General features: G+C 72.1%; 13 protein-coding genes and 1 rRNA gene. 11 read left to right on the top strand and 3 right to left on the bottom strand.

The window, feature by feature from the left end; translation table 11 throughout:
* The first annotated feature begins 159 nt into the window (after nucleotides 1–159).
* Genes ACGFI1_RS22660 through narI form a run of 4 tightly spaced genes read left to right on the top strand, consistent with a single transcriptional unit; the run spans nucleotide 160 to nucleotide 6,957 of the window.
* On the top strand, nucleotides 160–3,852 hold the full coding sequence (locus ACGFI1_RS22660) for a nitrate reductase subunit alpha (RefSeq protein WP_392787568.1): 3,693 nt from the start codon (nucleotides 160–162) through the stop codon (nucleotides 3,850–3,852).
* Nucleotides 3,852–5,549, top strand: coding sequence for a nitrate reductase subunit beta (gene narH / locus ACGFI1_RS22655; protein ID WP_392787566.1), 1,698 nt, complete (start codon nucleotides 3,852–3,854; stop codon nucleotides 5,547–5,549). The genes ACGFI1_RS22660 and narH overlap by 1 nt, the downstream gene beginning before the upstream one ends.
* On the top strand, nucleotides 5,546–6,241 hold the full coding sequence (narJ, locus tag ACGFI1_RS22650) for a nitrate reductase molybdenum cofactor assembly chaperone (protein ID WP_386876261.1): 696 nt from the start codon (nucleotides 5,546–5,548) through the stop codon (nucleotides 6,239–6,241). Before narH ends, narJ begins: the two co-directional genes overlap by 4 nt.
* Nucleotides 6,238–6,957, top strand: a complete 720-nt coding sequence (gene narI, locus ACGFI1_RS22645; RefSeq protein WP_392787564.1) for a respiratory nitrate reductase subunit gamma — start codon at nucleotides 6,238–6,240, stop codon at nucleotides 6,955–6,957. The genes narJ and narI overlap by 4 nt, the downstream gene beginning before the upstream one ends.
* A gap of 76 nt (nucleotides 6,958–7,033) precedes the next feature.
* On the opposite strand, the gene ACGFI1_RS22640 is transcribed toward narI, so the two are convergent.
* Together ACGFI1_RS22640 and ACGFI1_RS22635 are read right to left on the bottom strand one after the other, a co-directional pair.
* Nucleotides 7,034–8,230 carry a globin domain-containing protein gene (locus tag ACGFI1_RS22640; protein ID WP_392787562.1) on the bottom strand — a complete coding sequence of 399 codons (1,197 nt, stop codon included), beginning with the start codon at nucleotides 8,228–8,230 and terminating at the stop codon, nucleotides 7,034–7,036.
* Nucleotides 8,231–8,401: 171 nt separating this feature from the next.
* Complete coding sequence (locus ACGFI1_RS22635) at nucleotides 8,402–8,827, bottom strand: pyridoxamine 5'-phosphate oxidase family protein (protein WP_386876257.1); 426 nt, start codon at nucleotides 8,825–8,827, stop codon at nucleotides 8,402–8,404.
* 133 nt (nucleotides 8,828–8,960) lie between these two features.
* Here ACGFI1_RS22635 and ACGFI1_RS22630 point away from each other — a divergent pair, with 133 nt between their 5' ends.
* From ACGFI1_RS22630 to ACGFI1_RS22605, 6 genes are all read left to right on the top strand, one after another.
* Nucleotides 8,961–9,350: a hypothetical protein gene (locus ACGFI1_RS22630; RefSeq protein WP_138636194.1), complete on the top strand. Its 390-nt coding sequence runs from the start codon at nucleotides 8,961–8,963 to the stop codon at nucleotides 9,348–9,350.
* 34 nt (nucleotides 9,351–9,384) lie between these two features.
* A complete protein-coding gene (locus ACGFI1_RS22625) occupies nucleotides 9,385–10,260 on the top strand; it encodes a Gfo/Idh/MocA family protein (protein WP_138636195.1) in 876 nt (291 codons plus the stop codon).
* 18 nt (nucleotides 10,261–10,278) lie between these two features.
* Nucleotides 10,279–10,671: a rhodanese-like domain-containing protein gene (locus ACGFI1_RS22620; protein ID WP_386876254.1), complete on the top strand. Its 393-nt coding sequence runs from the start codon at nucleotides 10,279–10,281 to the stop codon at nucleotides 10,669–10,671.
* 179 nt (nucleotides 10,672–10,850) lie between these two features.
* Complete coding sequence (locus tag ACGFI1_RS22615; protein ID WP_364554399.1) at nucleotides 10,851–11,561, top strand: hypothetical protein; 711 nt, start codon at nucleotides 10,851–10,853, stop codon at nucleotides 11,559–11,561.
* Between the two features lie 293 nt (nucleotides 11,562–11,854).
* Nucleotides 11,855–12,346: a metallophosphoesterase family protein gene (locus ACGFI1_RS22610; protein WP_386876252.1), complete on the top strand. Its 492-nt coding sequence runs from the start codon at nucleotides 11,855–11,857 to the stop codon at nucleotides 12,344–12,346.
* 76 nt (nucleotides 12,347–12,422) lie between these two features.
* Nucleotides 12,423–13,247 carry a crotonase/enoyl-CoA hydratase family protein gene (locus ACGFI1_RS22605; protein ID WP_364554398.1) on the top strand — a complete coding sequence of 275 codons (825 nt, stop codon included), beginning with the start codon at nucleotides 12,423–12,425 and terminating at the stop codon, nucleotides 13,245–13,247.
* Nucleotides 13,248–13,493: 246 nt separating this feature from the next.
* Here ACGFI1_RS22605 and ACGFI1_RS22600 read toward each other — a convergent pair whose 3' ends face one another.
* The gene (locus tag ACGFI1_RS22600; RefSeq protein WP_392787560.1) at nucleotides 13,494–14,336 is read right to left on the bottom strand and encodes a patatin-like phospholipase family protein; all 843 of its coding nucleotides are present in this window, start codon (nucleotides 14,334–14,336) and stop codon (nucleotides 13,494–13,496) included.
* A 629-nt stretch (nucleotides 14,337–14,965) separates the two neighbouring features.
* On the opposite strand from ACGFI1_RS22600, the gene ACGFI1_RS22595 reads away from it, so the two are divergent.
* Nucleotides 14,966–15,055 (top strand): 16S ribosomal RNA (locus ACGFI1_RS22595); the annotation flags it as partial.

Here is a 15,055-nt window from a genome sequence, read left to right as displayed (position 1 = left end):
GGGGGGGGGGGCGCGCGGCCCGCCCCCCCCCCCCCCCCGCGGGGGGCGGGGGGGGGCGGGCGGGGGGGCCCCCCCCCCCCCCGCCGGGCGGGGCCCCCCGCCCCCCCCCCCCACTCCGAGGGCGATTTGCCCCGGTTGATGCGAAGAAGGGGATCCGAGATGAGCTCCACCGACGGCCGTCCCCGAATGGACGGTCCGCTGGAAGACGCGCTGGTGAGCACCCGCAGGTACTTCACCCGCGCGCGCGTATCGCCCGACCTGCGGACGGTGACCAAGAAGGGCGGCCGGGAGGCCGACTCCTTCTACCGGGACCGCTGGTCGCACGACAAGGTGGTGCGCTCCACCCACGGCGTGAACTGCACCGGATCATGCTCCTGGAAGGTGTACGTCAAGGACGGCATCATCACCTGGGAGGCGCAGCAGACCGACTACCCGTCGGTCGGCCCGGACCGCCCCGAGTACGAGCCGCGCGGCTGCCCCCGCGGCGCGTCCTTCAGCTGGTACACCTACTCGCCCACACGGGTGCGCTACCCGTACGTGCGCGGCGTCCTGCTGGAGATGTACCGCGAGGCCAAGGCCCGCACCGGCGACCCGGTGGCGGCGTGGCGCGAGATCGTCTCCGACCCGGAGAAGTCCCGCACCTACAAGGACGCGCGCGGCCGCGGCGGCCTGGTGCGGGCGACCTGGGACGAGGCGACCGAGATGATCGCCGCCGCGCACGTGCACACCATCAAGGAGTTCGGGCCCGACCGCGTCGCCGGGTTCTCCCCGATCCCGGCGATGTCGATGGTGTCGCACGCGTCCGGCGCCCGGTTCGTGTCGCTGCTCGGCGGGACGATGCTGTCGTTCTACGACTGGTACGCCGACCTGCCCGTGGCGTCCCCGCAGGTGTTCGGCGACCAGACCGACGTCCCCGAGTCGGGCGACTGGTGGGACGCCGGGTACCTCATCATGTGGGGCTCCAACCTGCCGGTGACCCGCACCCCGGACGCGCACTGGATGACCGAGGCCCGCTACCGGGGCCAGAAGGTCGTCGCCGTGTCCCCGGACTACGCCGACAACGTCAAGTTCGCCGACGAGTGGCTGGCCGCCCAGCCCGGCACGGACGGCGCCCTGGCGATGGCCATGGGCCACGTCATCCTCAAGGAGTTCTTCGTCGACCGGCAGGTCCCGTACTTCACCGACTACGTGAAGCGCTACAGCGACCTGCCGTTCCTGGTGCGGCTCGAAGAGCGCGACGGGAAGTACGTCCCCGGCAAGTTCCTCACAGCGGCCGACCTGCCCGGCGCCGAGGCCGAGTCGGAGCACGCCGCGTTCAAGACCGTGATCATCGACGCGGCGACCGGGCGCCCGCTCGTCCCGAACGGGTCGCTCGGGTTCCGGTACGGCGAGGCCGGCGAGGGCCGGTGGAACCTCGACCTCGGCGACGCCGACCCGCTGCTGTCGGCGGCGGGCGGCGAGGCGGTCGAGATCGAGCTGGCCCGCTTCGACGGCATCGACGGCGCCCCCGGCACGCTGCGGCGCGGCGTCCCCGTCCGGACCGTCGGCGGCCACCTGGTCACGACCGTGTACGACCTGCTGCTCGCCCAGTACGGCGTCGCCCGGGACGGCCTCCCCGGCGCCTGGCCGACGGGGTACGACGACGCGTCCGAGCCGGGCACCCCGGCGTGGCAGGAGACCTTCACCGGCGTCCCCGCCCAGGCCGCCGAGCGGATCGGCCGCGAGTACGCCGCCAACGCCGAGGAGACCCGCGGACGCTCGATGATCATCATGGGCGCGGGCACCAACCACTGGTTCCACTCCGACACCATCTACCGGACGTTCCTCGCGCTGACCACGCTGACCGGCGGGCAGGGCGTGAACGGCGGCGGCTGGGCGCACTACGTCGGGCAGGAGAAGTGCCGCCCGGTCACCGGGTGGGCGCAGCTGGCGTTCGGGCTCGACTGGTCCCGCCCGCCCCGGCAGATGATCGGCACCGCGTTCTGGTACCTGCACACCGACCAGTTCCGCTACGACCCCTTCGACGCCGGCACCCTGTCGGCGGCGACCGCCGGCGGCGCGTTCGCGGGCCGGTCCACCGCCGACGTGATCGCGCAGGCGGCGCGGCTCGGCTGGATGCCGTCCTACCCGACCTTCGACCGCAACCCCCTCGTCCTCGCCGACGAGGCGGAGGCCGCCGGCAAGCAGGCCGGCGAGCACATCGTGGACGAGCTGAAGGCCGGCCGGCTCAAGTTCGCCTGCCAGGACCCCGACGCGCCGGAGAACTTCCCCCGCGTCCTGACGGTGTGGCGGTCCAACCTGCTCGGGTCGTCCGCCAAGGGCAACGAGTACTTCCTGCGGCACCTGCTCGGCGCCGCCGACGCCGTCCGCGCGCAGGAGGCGCCGCCGGACGCCCGGCCGGAGGAGGTCGTGTGGCGGGACGAGGCCCCCGCCGGCAAGCTCGACCTGCTGCTGTCGCTGGACTTCCGGATGACCAGCACCACCGTCTACTCCGACATCGTGCTGCCCGCGGCGACCTGGTACGAGAAGCACGACCTGAACACCACCGACATGCACCCGTTCGTGCACTCGTTCAACCCGGCGATCGGGCCGCCGTGGCAGACCCGCAGCGACTGGCGGGCCTTCCAGGACATCGCGAACGCCTTCAGCCGGCTCGCCGAGGGGCACCTCGGCGTCCGCAAGGACGTCGTCGCCGTGCCGCTGCTGCACGACACCCCCGACGAGATGGCGACCCCGCACGGCCGCGTCCTCGACTGGGCGAAGGGCGAGTGCGAGCCGGTCCCCGGCGTGACGATGCCGAAGCTCGTCACCGTCGAGCGCGACTACCCGGCCGTCGCCGCGAAGATGACCGCGCTCGGCCCGCTCGCCGAACGGCTCGGCGCCACCACCAAGGGCGTCACGTTCGACCTCGGGCGCGAGGTCGAGTACCTCAAGCACAAGAACGGCGTCGTGCGCGGCGGCCCCGCCGACGGGCGGCCCTCGCTGAAGCAGGACGTGCACGCCTGCGAGATGATCCTCGCCTTCTCCGGCACGACGAACGGGCACCTGGCCACCCAGGGCTTCAAGACCGTGGAGCGCCGCACCGGCACCCGGCTCGCCGACCTCGCCGCCGAGCACGAGGGCAAGCAGATCACCTTCGCCGACACCCAGGCCCGCCCCGTCCCCGTCATCACCTCCCCGGAATGGTCGGGGTCGGAGAGCGGCGGGCGCCGGTACTCGCCGTTCACCATCAACGTCGAGCGGCTCAAGCCCTGGCACACCCTCACCGGGCGCCAGCACTTCTACCTCGACCACGACTGGATGGCCGAGCTCGGGGAGCAGCTGCCGGTGTTCCGGCCGCCGCTCAACATGTCCGCCCTGTTCGGCGAGCCCGAACTGGGGGAGACGGGGGAGCTGGGGCTGACCGTCCGGTACCTCACCCCGCACAACAAGTGGTCGATCCACTCCGAGTACCAGGACAACCTGTTCATGCTGTCGCTGTCGCGCGGCGGCCCGGTGATCTGGATGAGCGGGATCGACGCCGCCAAGATCGGCGTCCGCGACAACGACTGGATCGAGGCGGTCAACCGCAACGGCGTCGTCGTCGCCCGCGCGATCGTCACGCACCGGATGCCCGAGGGCACCGTGTACATGCACCACGCGCAGGACAAGCTCATCGACGTCCCACGCGCGGAGACGTCCGGCCGCCGCGGCGGCATCCACAACTCCCTGACCCGGCTGCTGATCAAGCCGAGCCATCTCGTCGGCGGGTACGCGCAGCTGTCGTTCGCGTTCAACTACCTCGGGCCGACCGGCAACCAGCGCGACGAGATCACCGTCATCCGCCGCCGCTCCCAGGAGGTGCAGTACTGATGCGCGTCATGGCCCAGATGTCGATGGTCATGAACCTCGACAAGTGCATCGGATGCCATACCTGCTCGGTCACGTGCAAGCAGGCGTGGACGAACCGCAGCGGCGTCGAGTACGTCTGGTTCAACAACGTCGAGACCCGCCCCGGCCAGGGCTACCCCCGCCGCTACGAGGACCAGGAGAAGTGGCGCGGCGGCTGGATGCTGAACCGGCGCGGCCGGCTCGCGCTCAAGGGCGGCGGCCGGTGGCGCAAGCTGCTGACGATCTTCTCCAACCCGAAGCTGCCGGGCATCGACGACTACTACGAGCCCTGGACCTACGACTACGAGACCCTCACCAACGCGCCGCTGCAGGAGCACACGCCGGTCGCCCGGCCGAAGTCCCTGCTGTCGGGCAAGGACATGAAGGTCTCCTGGTCGGCGAACTGGGACGACGACCTCGGCGGCTCGATCGAGCATGGCGACAAGGACGTCCTGCTCAAGGAGATCTCCGACAAGGTGAAGATGGAGTTCGACAAGACCTTCATGTTCTACCTGCCGCGGATCTGCGAGCACTGCCTCAACCCGTCCTGCGCGGCGTCCTGCCCGTCCGGCGCGATCTACAAGCGCACCGAGGACGGCATCGTCCTCGTCGACCAGGACAAGTGCCGCGGGTGGCGGATGTGCGTGTCCGGCTGCCCGTACAAGAAGATGTACTTCAACCACCGGACCGGCAAGGCCGAGAAGTGCACGTTCTGCTTCCCGCGCATCGAGGTCGGCATCCCGACCGTGTGCTCGGAGACGTGCGTCGGGCGGCTCCGCTACATCGGCCTGATGCTCTACGACGCCGACAAGGTGCTGGAGGCCGCGTCCACCACCGACGACCAGGACCTGTACGAGGCGCAGCGCGGCGTGTTCCTCGACCCGCACGACCCGCAGGTCATCGCGGCGGCCGAGCGGGACGGCATCCCGCGGGACTGGATCGAGGCCGCGCAGCGGTCCCCGGTGTACGCGCTCATCAACACCTACAAGGTGGCGCTGCCGCTGCACCCGGAGTACCGGACGATGCCGATGGTCTGGTACATCCCGCCGCTGTCGCCGGTCGTGGACGTCGTCCGCGACACCGGGCACGACGCCGAGGACGACGGCAACCTGTTCGCGGCGATCGACGCGCTGCGCATCCCCGTCGAGTACCTGGCGGAGCTGTTCACCGCCGGGGACACCGCGGTCGTCGACGGCGTGCTGCGCCGGCTGGCGGCGATGCGGTCCTACATGCGCGACATCAACCTCGGCCGCGACGCCGACGACGCGATCCCCGCGGGCGTCGGGATGACCGGCGAGTCGATGTACGACATGTACCGGCTGCTGGCGCTCGCCAAGTACGAGGAGCGGTACGTCATCCCGACCGCGCACGCCGAGCAGGCGCACAGCCTGGAGGAGCTGGCCACCGAGTGCAGCCTGGACTACGAGGGCGGCCCCGGCATGGGCGGCGCCGGGCTCGGCGGCGGCTCGGGGCCGTTCGGCGAGGCGTCCGGGCGCCCGAACCCGATCGCGGTGGAGAACTTCCACATGCTGCGCGACCGGCAGACCTCCGACAACCCGGTCGACCCGGCCGACAAGCACAAGCGCGTCAACCTGCTCAACTGGGACGGCAAGGGCATGCCCTCCGGCCTGTTCCCCGAGCGCACGGACGACGCGGACGGAACGGAGCCGAAGCCATGAGGAGCAAGCCCCTGAAGAACTCCGGGTTCAGCGACGCGGAGCTGGCCACCGCGTGGCAGGCGGCCTCGCTGCTGCTCGGCTACCCCGACGAGGAGCTGCTGGCGCGGCGGCCGCTGCTGCGCCGCGCCGTCGCGGCCCTGCCGGCGCCCGCCGCGGAGCCGCTCGGCCGCGTCCTCGACCATCTGGACGCGACACCGCCCCAGAAGCTCGCCGCCGACTACGTCACCACGTTCGACCAGCGCAAGCGGTGCTGCCTGTACCTGACGTACTACGCCTGCGGCGACACCCGCAAGCGGGGGATGGCCCTGCTGCGGTTCCAGCAGGCGTACCGGGCGGCCGGGCTCGACCTGGACGGCGCCGAGCTGCCCGACCACCTGGCCGTCGTGCTGGAGTTCGCCGCGACCGGCGACCTCGCGGAGGGGCGGCGGCTGCTCGTCGAGCACCGCGCCGGGCTGGAGCTGCTGCGCCTCTCGCTCACCGAGGCCGGGTCGCCGTGGGCGCCCGTCCTGGACGCGGTGTCGGCGACGCTGCCGCCGCTCACCGGCCGCATCGAGGACGCCGTGGCCAAGCTCATCGCCCAGGGCCCGCCGGAGGAGACCGTCGGCCTCGCGCCCTACGGCATCGAGACGGCCGCCGTGGGCCCCGTCCTCCTGCCCGATCCCGTCGTTCCCGCCGTTGGAGCACGTTCATGAGCACCCTGCTGTGGGTCGTCCTGCCCTATGTCGCCATCGCGGTGTTCGTCCTCGGACACGTCTGGCGGTACCGCTACGACAAGTTCGGCTGGACGACCCGCTCGTCCCAGCTCTACGAGCGGCGCCTGCTGCGCATCGGCAGCCCGCTGTTCCACTTCGGCATCCTGGTCGTCGCGCTCGGCCACGTCGGCGGGCTGATCATCCCGGACAGCTGGACCGAGGCCGTGGGCATCACGGAGCACATGTACCACGTGGTCGCGGTCGTCCTCGGCACGGTCGCCGGGTTCTGCACCCTCGCGGGCCTCGCGATCCTGATCTACCGGCGCCGGACGGTCGGGCCCGTGTTCCTCGCCACGACCCGCAACGACAAGATGATGTACGCGGTGCTCGCCGGCACCATCGTGCTCGGGCTGGCCGCGACGGTCGCCGCGAACGTCATCGGCGGCGGCTACAACTACCGCGAGTCGGTGTCCCCGTGGTTCCGGTCGGTGTTCTACCTCCAGCCGAACCCCGACCTGATGACGGGCGTGCCGATCCTGTTCCAGCTGCACGCGCTGAGCGCGCTCGTGCTGTTCTGCATCTGGCCGTTCACGCGGCTGGTGCACATGCTCACGGCCCCGATCGGCTACGTGACGCGCCCCTACATCGTCTACCGCAGCCGTGACGAGCACCTGGGGATGCACGAGACGCGGCGCGGCTGGGACCGGGTCCAGTAGGCGGCCCTTCCCGCTCCCGAAACGATGACGCTCCCACCCCGGGCCGGGGTGGGAGCGCAGTCATGTCGGGGGAAGGTCAGCGGATCCAGAGGTCGGGCCCGAACACCTCGTAGTGGATGCGCTCGTCGGAGACGCTCGCGTCGAGCAGCCCCCGCCGGATCTCCCGCATGAACGGCAGCGGCCCACACATGAACACCCGGGCCTTGTCCGGCAGCGGCAGCGCCGCCACGTCGATCCGGCCCGCCCGGACGTCCTCGCCGAGCTCCGCGTCGCCGGGCTCCTCGTACCAGGTCAGCTGCCGGAACCCGGAGATCCGGCGGCCGGCCTCGGCGGTCTGCTCGCGCATCGGGTGGGTGCGCGGGCTCCGGTCGGCGTGGACGGCGAGGACCGGGCGGTCCGGGTCCGAGGCCGCCAGGTGGTCGAGGACGGCGGCGGCCGGGGTGATACCGATGCCCGCGCTGATCAGCACGAGCGGGTCCTCCCCGTCGTCTACCACGACATCGCCGAAGGGTCGGGACACCTCCAGCACGTCGCCGGGCGCAGCGTGGTCGAACAGGTAGCCGGAGACGGCGCCGTCCGGAGCGCCGTCCTCGCCGCGCACCCGCCGGACCGTGATCTGGGCCGTGCCGGCCGCGGCCCGCGACAGCGTGTACTGGCGGGGCTGGCGCAGGCCGTCCGGCAGCGTCACGGCGACGGAGACGTACTGGCCGGGGCGGTGCGCGGGGACCTCGCCGCCGTCGGCGGGCTCCAGGACGAGCGAGAACACGTCCTCGGCCTCGTCGCGCCGGTCCACGACCCGCCACGGCCGGTACGGGGCGGCAGGGTCGCAGCCGGCGTCCTGGTAGAGCCGCGCCTCCTCGGCGATGAGCAGCGTCGCGAAGAGCCAGTACACCTCGGACCAGGCCGCGTGCACCGCGGGCGTCACCGCGTCGCCGAGCACGTCGGCGACCGCGTCCAGCAGGTGGCGTCCGACGATCGTGTACTGCTCGGGGCGGATGCCGAGCGAGGCGTGCTTGTGCGCGATCCGCGGCAGCATCTGCTGGAACGGCGTCGCGGACTCGGGGTTCACCAGGTGCGCCGCGAACGCGGCCACCGAGCCGGCGAGCGCCTGGCGCTGCTCGCCGTTGGCCTGGTTGCCCTGGTTGAAGACGTGCCGCAGCTCGGGATGCGCCTCGAACATCGAGTCGTAGAACCGGCCGGTGATCTCCACACCGTGGGCGCCGACGGCGGGCAGCGTGGCCCGCACCGTCTCGGCATGGTCGGACGACAGCATCAGATCCCTTCCTGTGGGGGGCGCCGCCGCGGACCGCGGCGACGACAGGAGAGCACGACCGGTCCCGGGGAGGACCGGACGCACTCCCCATATCATTATTGGCGCAGCGCCAATAAGCGCTGTGACGTTGGCCACAGCGCGGCGGGGAGACTCACGGCGCGGCGGGGGGACTCACGGCACGATGGCCGCGCCCTTCCCGATCCGGCGGCCGGTGATCAGCTGCGGCCGGATCCGGATGAAGTGGTCGCGCTCGCCCGGAGCCCAGCTGCGCAGCGGCAGCGCCGCCAGCACGGCGGCGTCGGCGGGATCGGCGACGTGCCGCGCCGGCCCGACGGCGACCACCGACCAGCCCGTCTCGGCGGCGGTGTCGAACTCGTCGATCTCGAACGCGACGATCGTGTCGGCGGCCGCCTTGGCCAGCCGCGACGTCCGCGACGTCCGGAACACGATGTCGCCGCCGCTGACCGCGAAGTTCACCGGCTGGACGGCGGGCAGCGCGTGATGGGTGAACACGATCCGCCCGATCGCCGCACCCGCCAGCAGGGCGCGGCACTCGTCCTCGCCGAGGACTTCCAGGCCGCTGTGGTCGAGCTCCATGCCACCAGGGTGCGCCGCCGGCGCCCGCCGCCGTAAGGGACCAAGGTCCCGAGAACCGGGGTGGTGCCGGAATGCCCCGATGCGGACGGTAACGTCCCGTAGCAGGATCGACGACCCGCCCAGGAGGACCCCCGTGCTCGCCCTCACCACCGCCGACGTGCGGATTTTCCTGCATGTGCTCGCCGCGACGATCTGGGTCGGCGGCCAGATCACCCTCGGCGCGCTGGTGCCGGCGCTGCGCGGCTACGAGGGCGTCACCAAGGTCGCCGCGAACCGCTACAACCTCGTCGCCTGGCCCGCCTTCGCCGTGCTCGTCCTCACCGGCGCCTGGAACATCAGCGCGGGCGACATGGGCGACGCCGCCCAGCGGACCCTGGAGGTCAAGCTGGTGTTCGTGCTGCTGTCCGGGGTCGCCGCGTTCCTGCACACCCGCGCCAAGTCCAAGGCCGGCCTCGCCGTCTGGGGCGCGCTCGGCATGGTCGGCGCCCTCGCCGCGCTCTTCTTCGGCGTCCAGCTCGGCTGACCCGGCCACCGGGTAGATCGTCTAGGTTTGCCCCATGAGTGATTCTGTGGCGGTGGGGCTGGTCGGAGCGGGCCCCTGGGCCGGGATGGTGCACGCGCCCGCGCTCGCGGCGGGGCCCGCGACACGGCTCGCCGGGGTGTGGGCGCGGCGCCCGGAGGCGTCCGCCGAACTCGCCGGCCGGCACGGCGCGCCCGCGTTCGAGCGGATCGAGGAGCTGTTCGACGCCTGCGAGGCCGTCGCCTTCTCCGTCCCTCCGGACGTCCAGGCCGACCTCGCCGCCAAGGCCGCCCGAGCGGGCAAGGCCGTCCTGCTGGAGAAGCCCCTCGCCATGGACCTCGACGGCGCCCGCCGGGCGGCCGGCGCCATCGCCGACGCGGGCGTGGTCTCCCAGATGGTCTTCACGCTGCGCTACTCCCGCGCCGCCCGCGACTTCCTCGCCCGGGTCGGCGGCCTCGACCCGTTCGGCGGCTACGGCTCGTTCATCTCCTCCGTGCTGAGCGGCGGCCCCTTCGCCACCCCGTGGCGGCTGGAGAAGGGCGCGCTGCTCGACCTCGGCCCCCACATCGTCGACCTCCTCGACGCCTCCCTCGGCCGCGTCGTGGGCGTCCGCGCGCACGGCGACCCGCTCGGCTGGCTCGGCCTCACGCTGGAGCACGAGGGCGGCGCCGTCAGCCAGGCGTCGGTCTCGATGGCGGGCACGGGGGAGCTGCCGCCCGCCCGCGTCGAGGTGTACGGGCGCAACGGGCACGCGATCCTCGACTGGTCCCAGCTCGGCGACGACGCGTTCGCCACGATGGTCGCCGAGTTCGCCGCGGCCGTCCGCGGCGGGGCCGCCCCGCCCCTGGACGCCGCGCACGGGCTGCGCATCCAGGAGGTCCTCGCCTCCGCCGAGGCGCAGCTCACCTCCTGAAGCCGCCATGATGGACCCATGGCACAGACGATCGACGACATCCTCGCCGCCGCCCGCACCCGACTCGACCGCGTCCGCCCCGACGAGGCCCACGCCGAGGCGGGGGGCGGCGCGGTCCTGGTCGACATCCGCCCCGCCGCCCAGCGCGCCGCGGAGGGTGAGATCCCCGGCGCCCTCATCGTGGAGCGCAACGTCCTGGAATGGCGGTTCGACCCGGCGTCCGACGCCCGGCTGCCCGTGGCGACCGGCCACGACCTGCGGGTCATCGTGTTCTGCTCGGAGGGCTACACCTCCAGCCTCGCCGCCGCGTCCCTGCACGACCTCGGCCTCACCCGCGCCACCGACATCGTCGGCGGGTTCCAGGCGTGGCGCGCCGCCGGGCTGCCGACGACGGACGGCGCGGCCCGGTGACCGCCCCCGCCCGACCTGATACGCCAATTTAGGCGGGCTATATCTTAATCGTCTTAGCGTCGCGTTCCGCGTTTTTAGCGGGGTTCGATAAAACGCGATTCTCTTTCGGAAAGGGCCTTGATTTCCGCGAGCACTCGGGTAGAAAAAATGAAACCCTCTCCCCGAGGAGGAAATCCCCCGTGAAGGCTCCCATCACCAGGCTGGCCGTGCCGCTGGCCGCCGCGTCCGCCGCGCTGGCCGTGACCGCCGCCGGCGCGTCCGCCGCCACCACCACCGTCCGCGCGGAGACCGCCGCCGGAGCGCCCTACTCCGGCAACTGGCAGGTCGCCACCGTCGGCCCGCTCACCTTCTCCGTCGACTACCTGGGCTCCAAGATCACCGGCTCCTGCGACGGCGCCACCCTCCAGGGCACGGTCGTGTCCACCGGCGCCGGCGAGCTCACCGCCGCGTCCATCGGCGCCTGCCAGACCTCCAACGGGCTCAGCTCGCCCGCCACGGACCTCGACATGTCCGAGCTCCCCGACAAGAGCGGGCAGATCGCCTACGACCCCGTCGCCGGCGGGCGCGACGGCGTCCTGTCCATCAACGGCGGCCTGCGCTTCAAGCTGGAGGGCAAGGTCCTCGGCATCACCGTCACGTGCTACTACGGCTTCCAGACGGCCGGCACCCCCGGCCTCAGCTTCGACGTCTACAACCGCGACAATCCCAACCGCCCCCTCCCGGACCAGGACGACGCGCAGGGCAAGTCCGACAACATCACTCTCGTGCGGCAGTCGGGCAGCAGCCTGCTCTGCCCGTCCAACGGCACCGGAAGCGGCGCCGGGACGGCCCGCGGCGAGACCACGCCGGGCTCCGGCGTCTTCGACCGCAAGCTGTACCTGACCTCGTAGCGCGGAGCGGCGGCCGGACCCCGGGACCGGTGCAAGGGAGTGATCATCCACCCCGGGGCCCGGCCGCGCTCACTTGGCCCTCGCGGTGCTGGGTCGCCGTGTCGGAACGACCGGGGGCGTACGGCCGAAATCCTTCTGGACGAATCGCGAGGAATTAGAGCCTAACTCCACTGGTCAGCGCGACGTAATGACATCGTGCTTACAGTTGTTTCCCACCGGTGTCCGGGCCGGGCCGTGGCAAAATCACCCGAATGCCGTGCGGACTCCGCCGCCCCGTGCGGAACAATGGGGGCGTGAGAGCGGTGGCCATCTCCGACACCCACGCGCCCCGGCGCTGGAAGTCCTGCCCGCCGCGGGTGGCCGAGCACCTGCGCGGCGCCGACGTGATCCTGCACGCCGGCGACGTGTGCACGGCCGCCGTCCTCGACGAGCTCGCCGGGTTCGCCCCCGTCCACGCCGTCCTCGGCAACAACGACGGCCCCGACGTCGCCGCCTGGGGCGCCCCCGAACGCCTCGAACTCGACCTCGACGGCCTCGCCGTCGCGATGGTCCACGACAGCGGCCAGGCCCGCGGCCGCACCGCCCGCATGCGCCGCTGGTTCCCCCGCGCCGACCTCGTCGTCTTCGGCCACTCGCACATCCCGCTGGACGAGACCGGCGACGGCGTCCGCATCTTCAACCCCGGCTCGCCCACCGACCGCCGCCGCCAGCCGCACGGCACCCTCGGCCTGCTCGACATCCACGCCGGCCGCCTCACCGGAGCCCGCATCGTCCCCGTCACCTGACCCGCCCTCGACCGGGCGCGGGCCGGCATGGAATCGTCCCCCTGAGACGATCCGCCACGACGGAGGAGTGCCCGGGATGACCGACCGCGTCACCGTGAGCGTCCACGAAGGGGTCGCCGACGTGCGGCTCAACCGGCCCGACAAGCTGAACGCGCTCGACATGGCCACGTTCGACGCGCTCGCCGAGACCGGGGACGCGCTCGCCGCCGACCCGTCCGTCCGGGCCGTGGTCCTGTCGGGGGAGGGCCGCGCCTTCTGCGCCGGCCTCGACTTCTCCGGCTTCGCGGCCATGGCCGGCGACGGCGTCCGCACCGGCGAGAGCGAGCGCACCCAGCGCCTGCTCGGCGACATCACCGAGCGCGAACCGGGCCGCATCACCAACCTCGGCCAGCAGGCCGTCCACGTCTGGCGGGAACTGCCGCAGCCCGTCATCGCCGCCGTCCACGGCCACGCCCTCGGCGGCGGCCTGCAGATCGCCCTCGGCGCCGACATCCGCATCGTCGCCCCCGACGCGAAGCTCTCGGTGCTGGAGATCCGGTGGGGCCTCGTCCCCGACATGACCGGAACCGCCGCGCTGATCCGCCTCGTGGGGGAGGACGTCGCGAAGGAGCTCACCTTCACCGGCCGCATGGTCTCCGGCGAGGACGCCGCCCGCATCGGCCTCGCCACTCGCGTAGCCGCCGACCCGCGCGCCGCCGCGACCGACCTGGCCCGCGAGATCGCCGGAAACAGCCCCGACGCCGTCCAGAGCGCCAAGCGCCTCCTGAACCGCGCCGCCGACCACGACCTCGCCGGCCAGTTCCTCGAAGAATCCCGCGCCCTGGGCGCGCTCCGCGGCAGCCCCAACCAGGTCGAAGCCGTCCGCGCCTACTTCGAGAAGCGCCCACCCTCCTTCACCTGACCCCCCACCCCGGGAGACCTCTCCGCAGGCGGCCCGCCGTCCACCTCCAGGGCGCCGCTCGGGCTGGTGTGCTGGCCCATGTGGCGCGGGTGGTGGGTCGCTGTCGTTGAGGCGGCGCAGCGCAGGACGGGGTGTTGGCTCGGGCCGGAGATCCGAGGCGCCGGGCTGGCTGTTATTCGATCGCCGGCGTGGGGCGGCGTGCCGTCCTCGGCGTCGCTCATACGAGGAGTGGCACGCCGCCTGAGCTCAGCCCCAGAGGGACGCGATTCTCTTGGCCGCCGCCTTGCCCTGCGCGAGGCCGGCGTTCACCGACGGGGTTCGGGTGGACGGGTCGAGCGGGTCGGCGCCGAACGCGGCCAGCGCCGCCTCGTCCGGAACGATCACCTCGACGCGTCCGCCCGCGCTCTCCACGGTGGCGATGTCGGCGGTCAGCCCCGGGTCGTCCATCGGCGCGATCAGCAGCACACGGCCGTAGCCCGCCGCGAGGTCGAGGTTGTTCACCGACCGCACCCCGCCGTCCACGTAGCGGATGCCGCCGATGGTCACCGGCGGCCAGATCATCGGGACGGCGCAGCTGGCCGCCACGGCGTCCACCAGCGAGACGCCCGAGCCGCGGTCGAACACGCGGAGGTCGCCGGTGAGCGCGTTCACCGCCGTGACTCGTAGATCCCTGGACGGCCACTCGTGCACGGGCAGCCGTCCCTCGATCACCTCGCGCCGTGCCGCCTCGTCGACCGTGTCCGTGGCGAGCGCCCGCGCCCCCAGCCCGCGGCGGATCGCGGCGGGGTCGTCGTTCTCCTCCGCGAGCCGCATCCAGATCTCGGCGAACTCGGCGACCGTCACGCCCCCGGACGGGACCAGCTCCCGGTTCTGCAGTGCGGGGTCGGCCTGGCGGGCGAACAACTCGCCGATGGGCACCCCGCCGGCGACCTGCGCGGCGACCGCGGAGCCCGCCGACGTGCCGAGCAGGAGGTCCGCACCGGTGACGTCCGTCCCCCCGTCGGCCAGCCCCGCCACGACACCCGTCAGCCAGGCGATCCCCGCGACACCGCCGCCCCCGAGCACCAGGGCGCGTCCGTTCTCACTCATGATCAATCCTCCGTTCAGACCGTGCGAGCGTAGAGGGGCGGTGGGACATTCCCGCGCGCGGGCGGCCCGTCGATTTGACGTGGCCGCGGCGACCACGTAAGTTAACCGCTCGTCCCCCTCACGGATGCAGGACGCCCGCATGGCGGCCGGCCGGACGACGGGGAAACCACCACCGAACCAGTCGACGCGGTCCTGCCGTGTCGGCCGCGCCGTGGTGGGCGTCGGAAAAGGCTCCGTTTTGACAATCGGGCCGGATCTGATGAAATAGCACCACCGCCCGGAAGGCGCCGCGAAAGCGGAATCGGATGGGCGTTATCGGAGAAAGCCGAAATTGACAGACCGGCCGGAACTGATAAAGTAAGACGAGTCGCCCCGGGGCGGGAAACGCGAGAGCGGATCCAGCACGGTGGGTGTCCGTTTCTTGAGAACTCAACAGCGTGTTAAAAGCCAGTGCCTTTATCGGCTCGGTTCTCCTTCGGGAGTCCGGGTCGCCCCGTGGCCATCGATCTTCGGATTGGTGGCGGGGATTTCTTTGAGGCAATGCGCGACTCTTCGGAGTTGTGCTTTTGCTGGGATTTTCTTCGAGGTTTGGCTGCCGGCGGTTCGCCCCGCTGGTGGTCGTTTGGACCTTAATGGAGAGTTTGATCCTGGCTCAGGACGAACGCTGGCGGCGTGCTTAACACATGCAAGTCGAGCGGAAAGGCCCCTTCGGGGGTACT

Source organism: Actinomadura geliboluensis, from assembly GCF_043197915.1.
In the GTDB taxonomy this organism is placed as follows: Bacteria; Actinomycetota; Actinomycetes; order Streptosporangiales; family Streptosporangiaceae; genus Spirillospora; species Spirillospora geliboluensis.
Note: the sequence above shows the minus strand (reverse complement) of the source record. Positions and strands in the feature narration are given on the sequence as shown.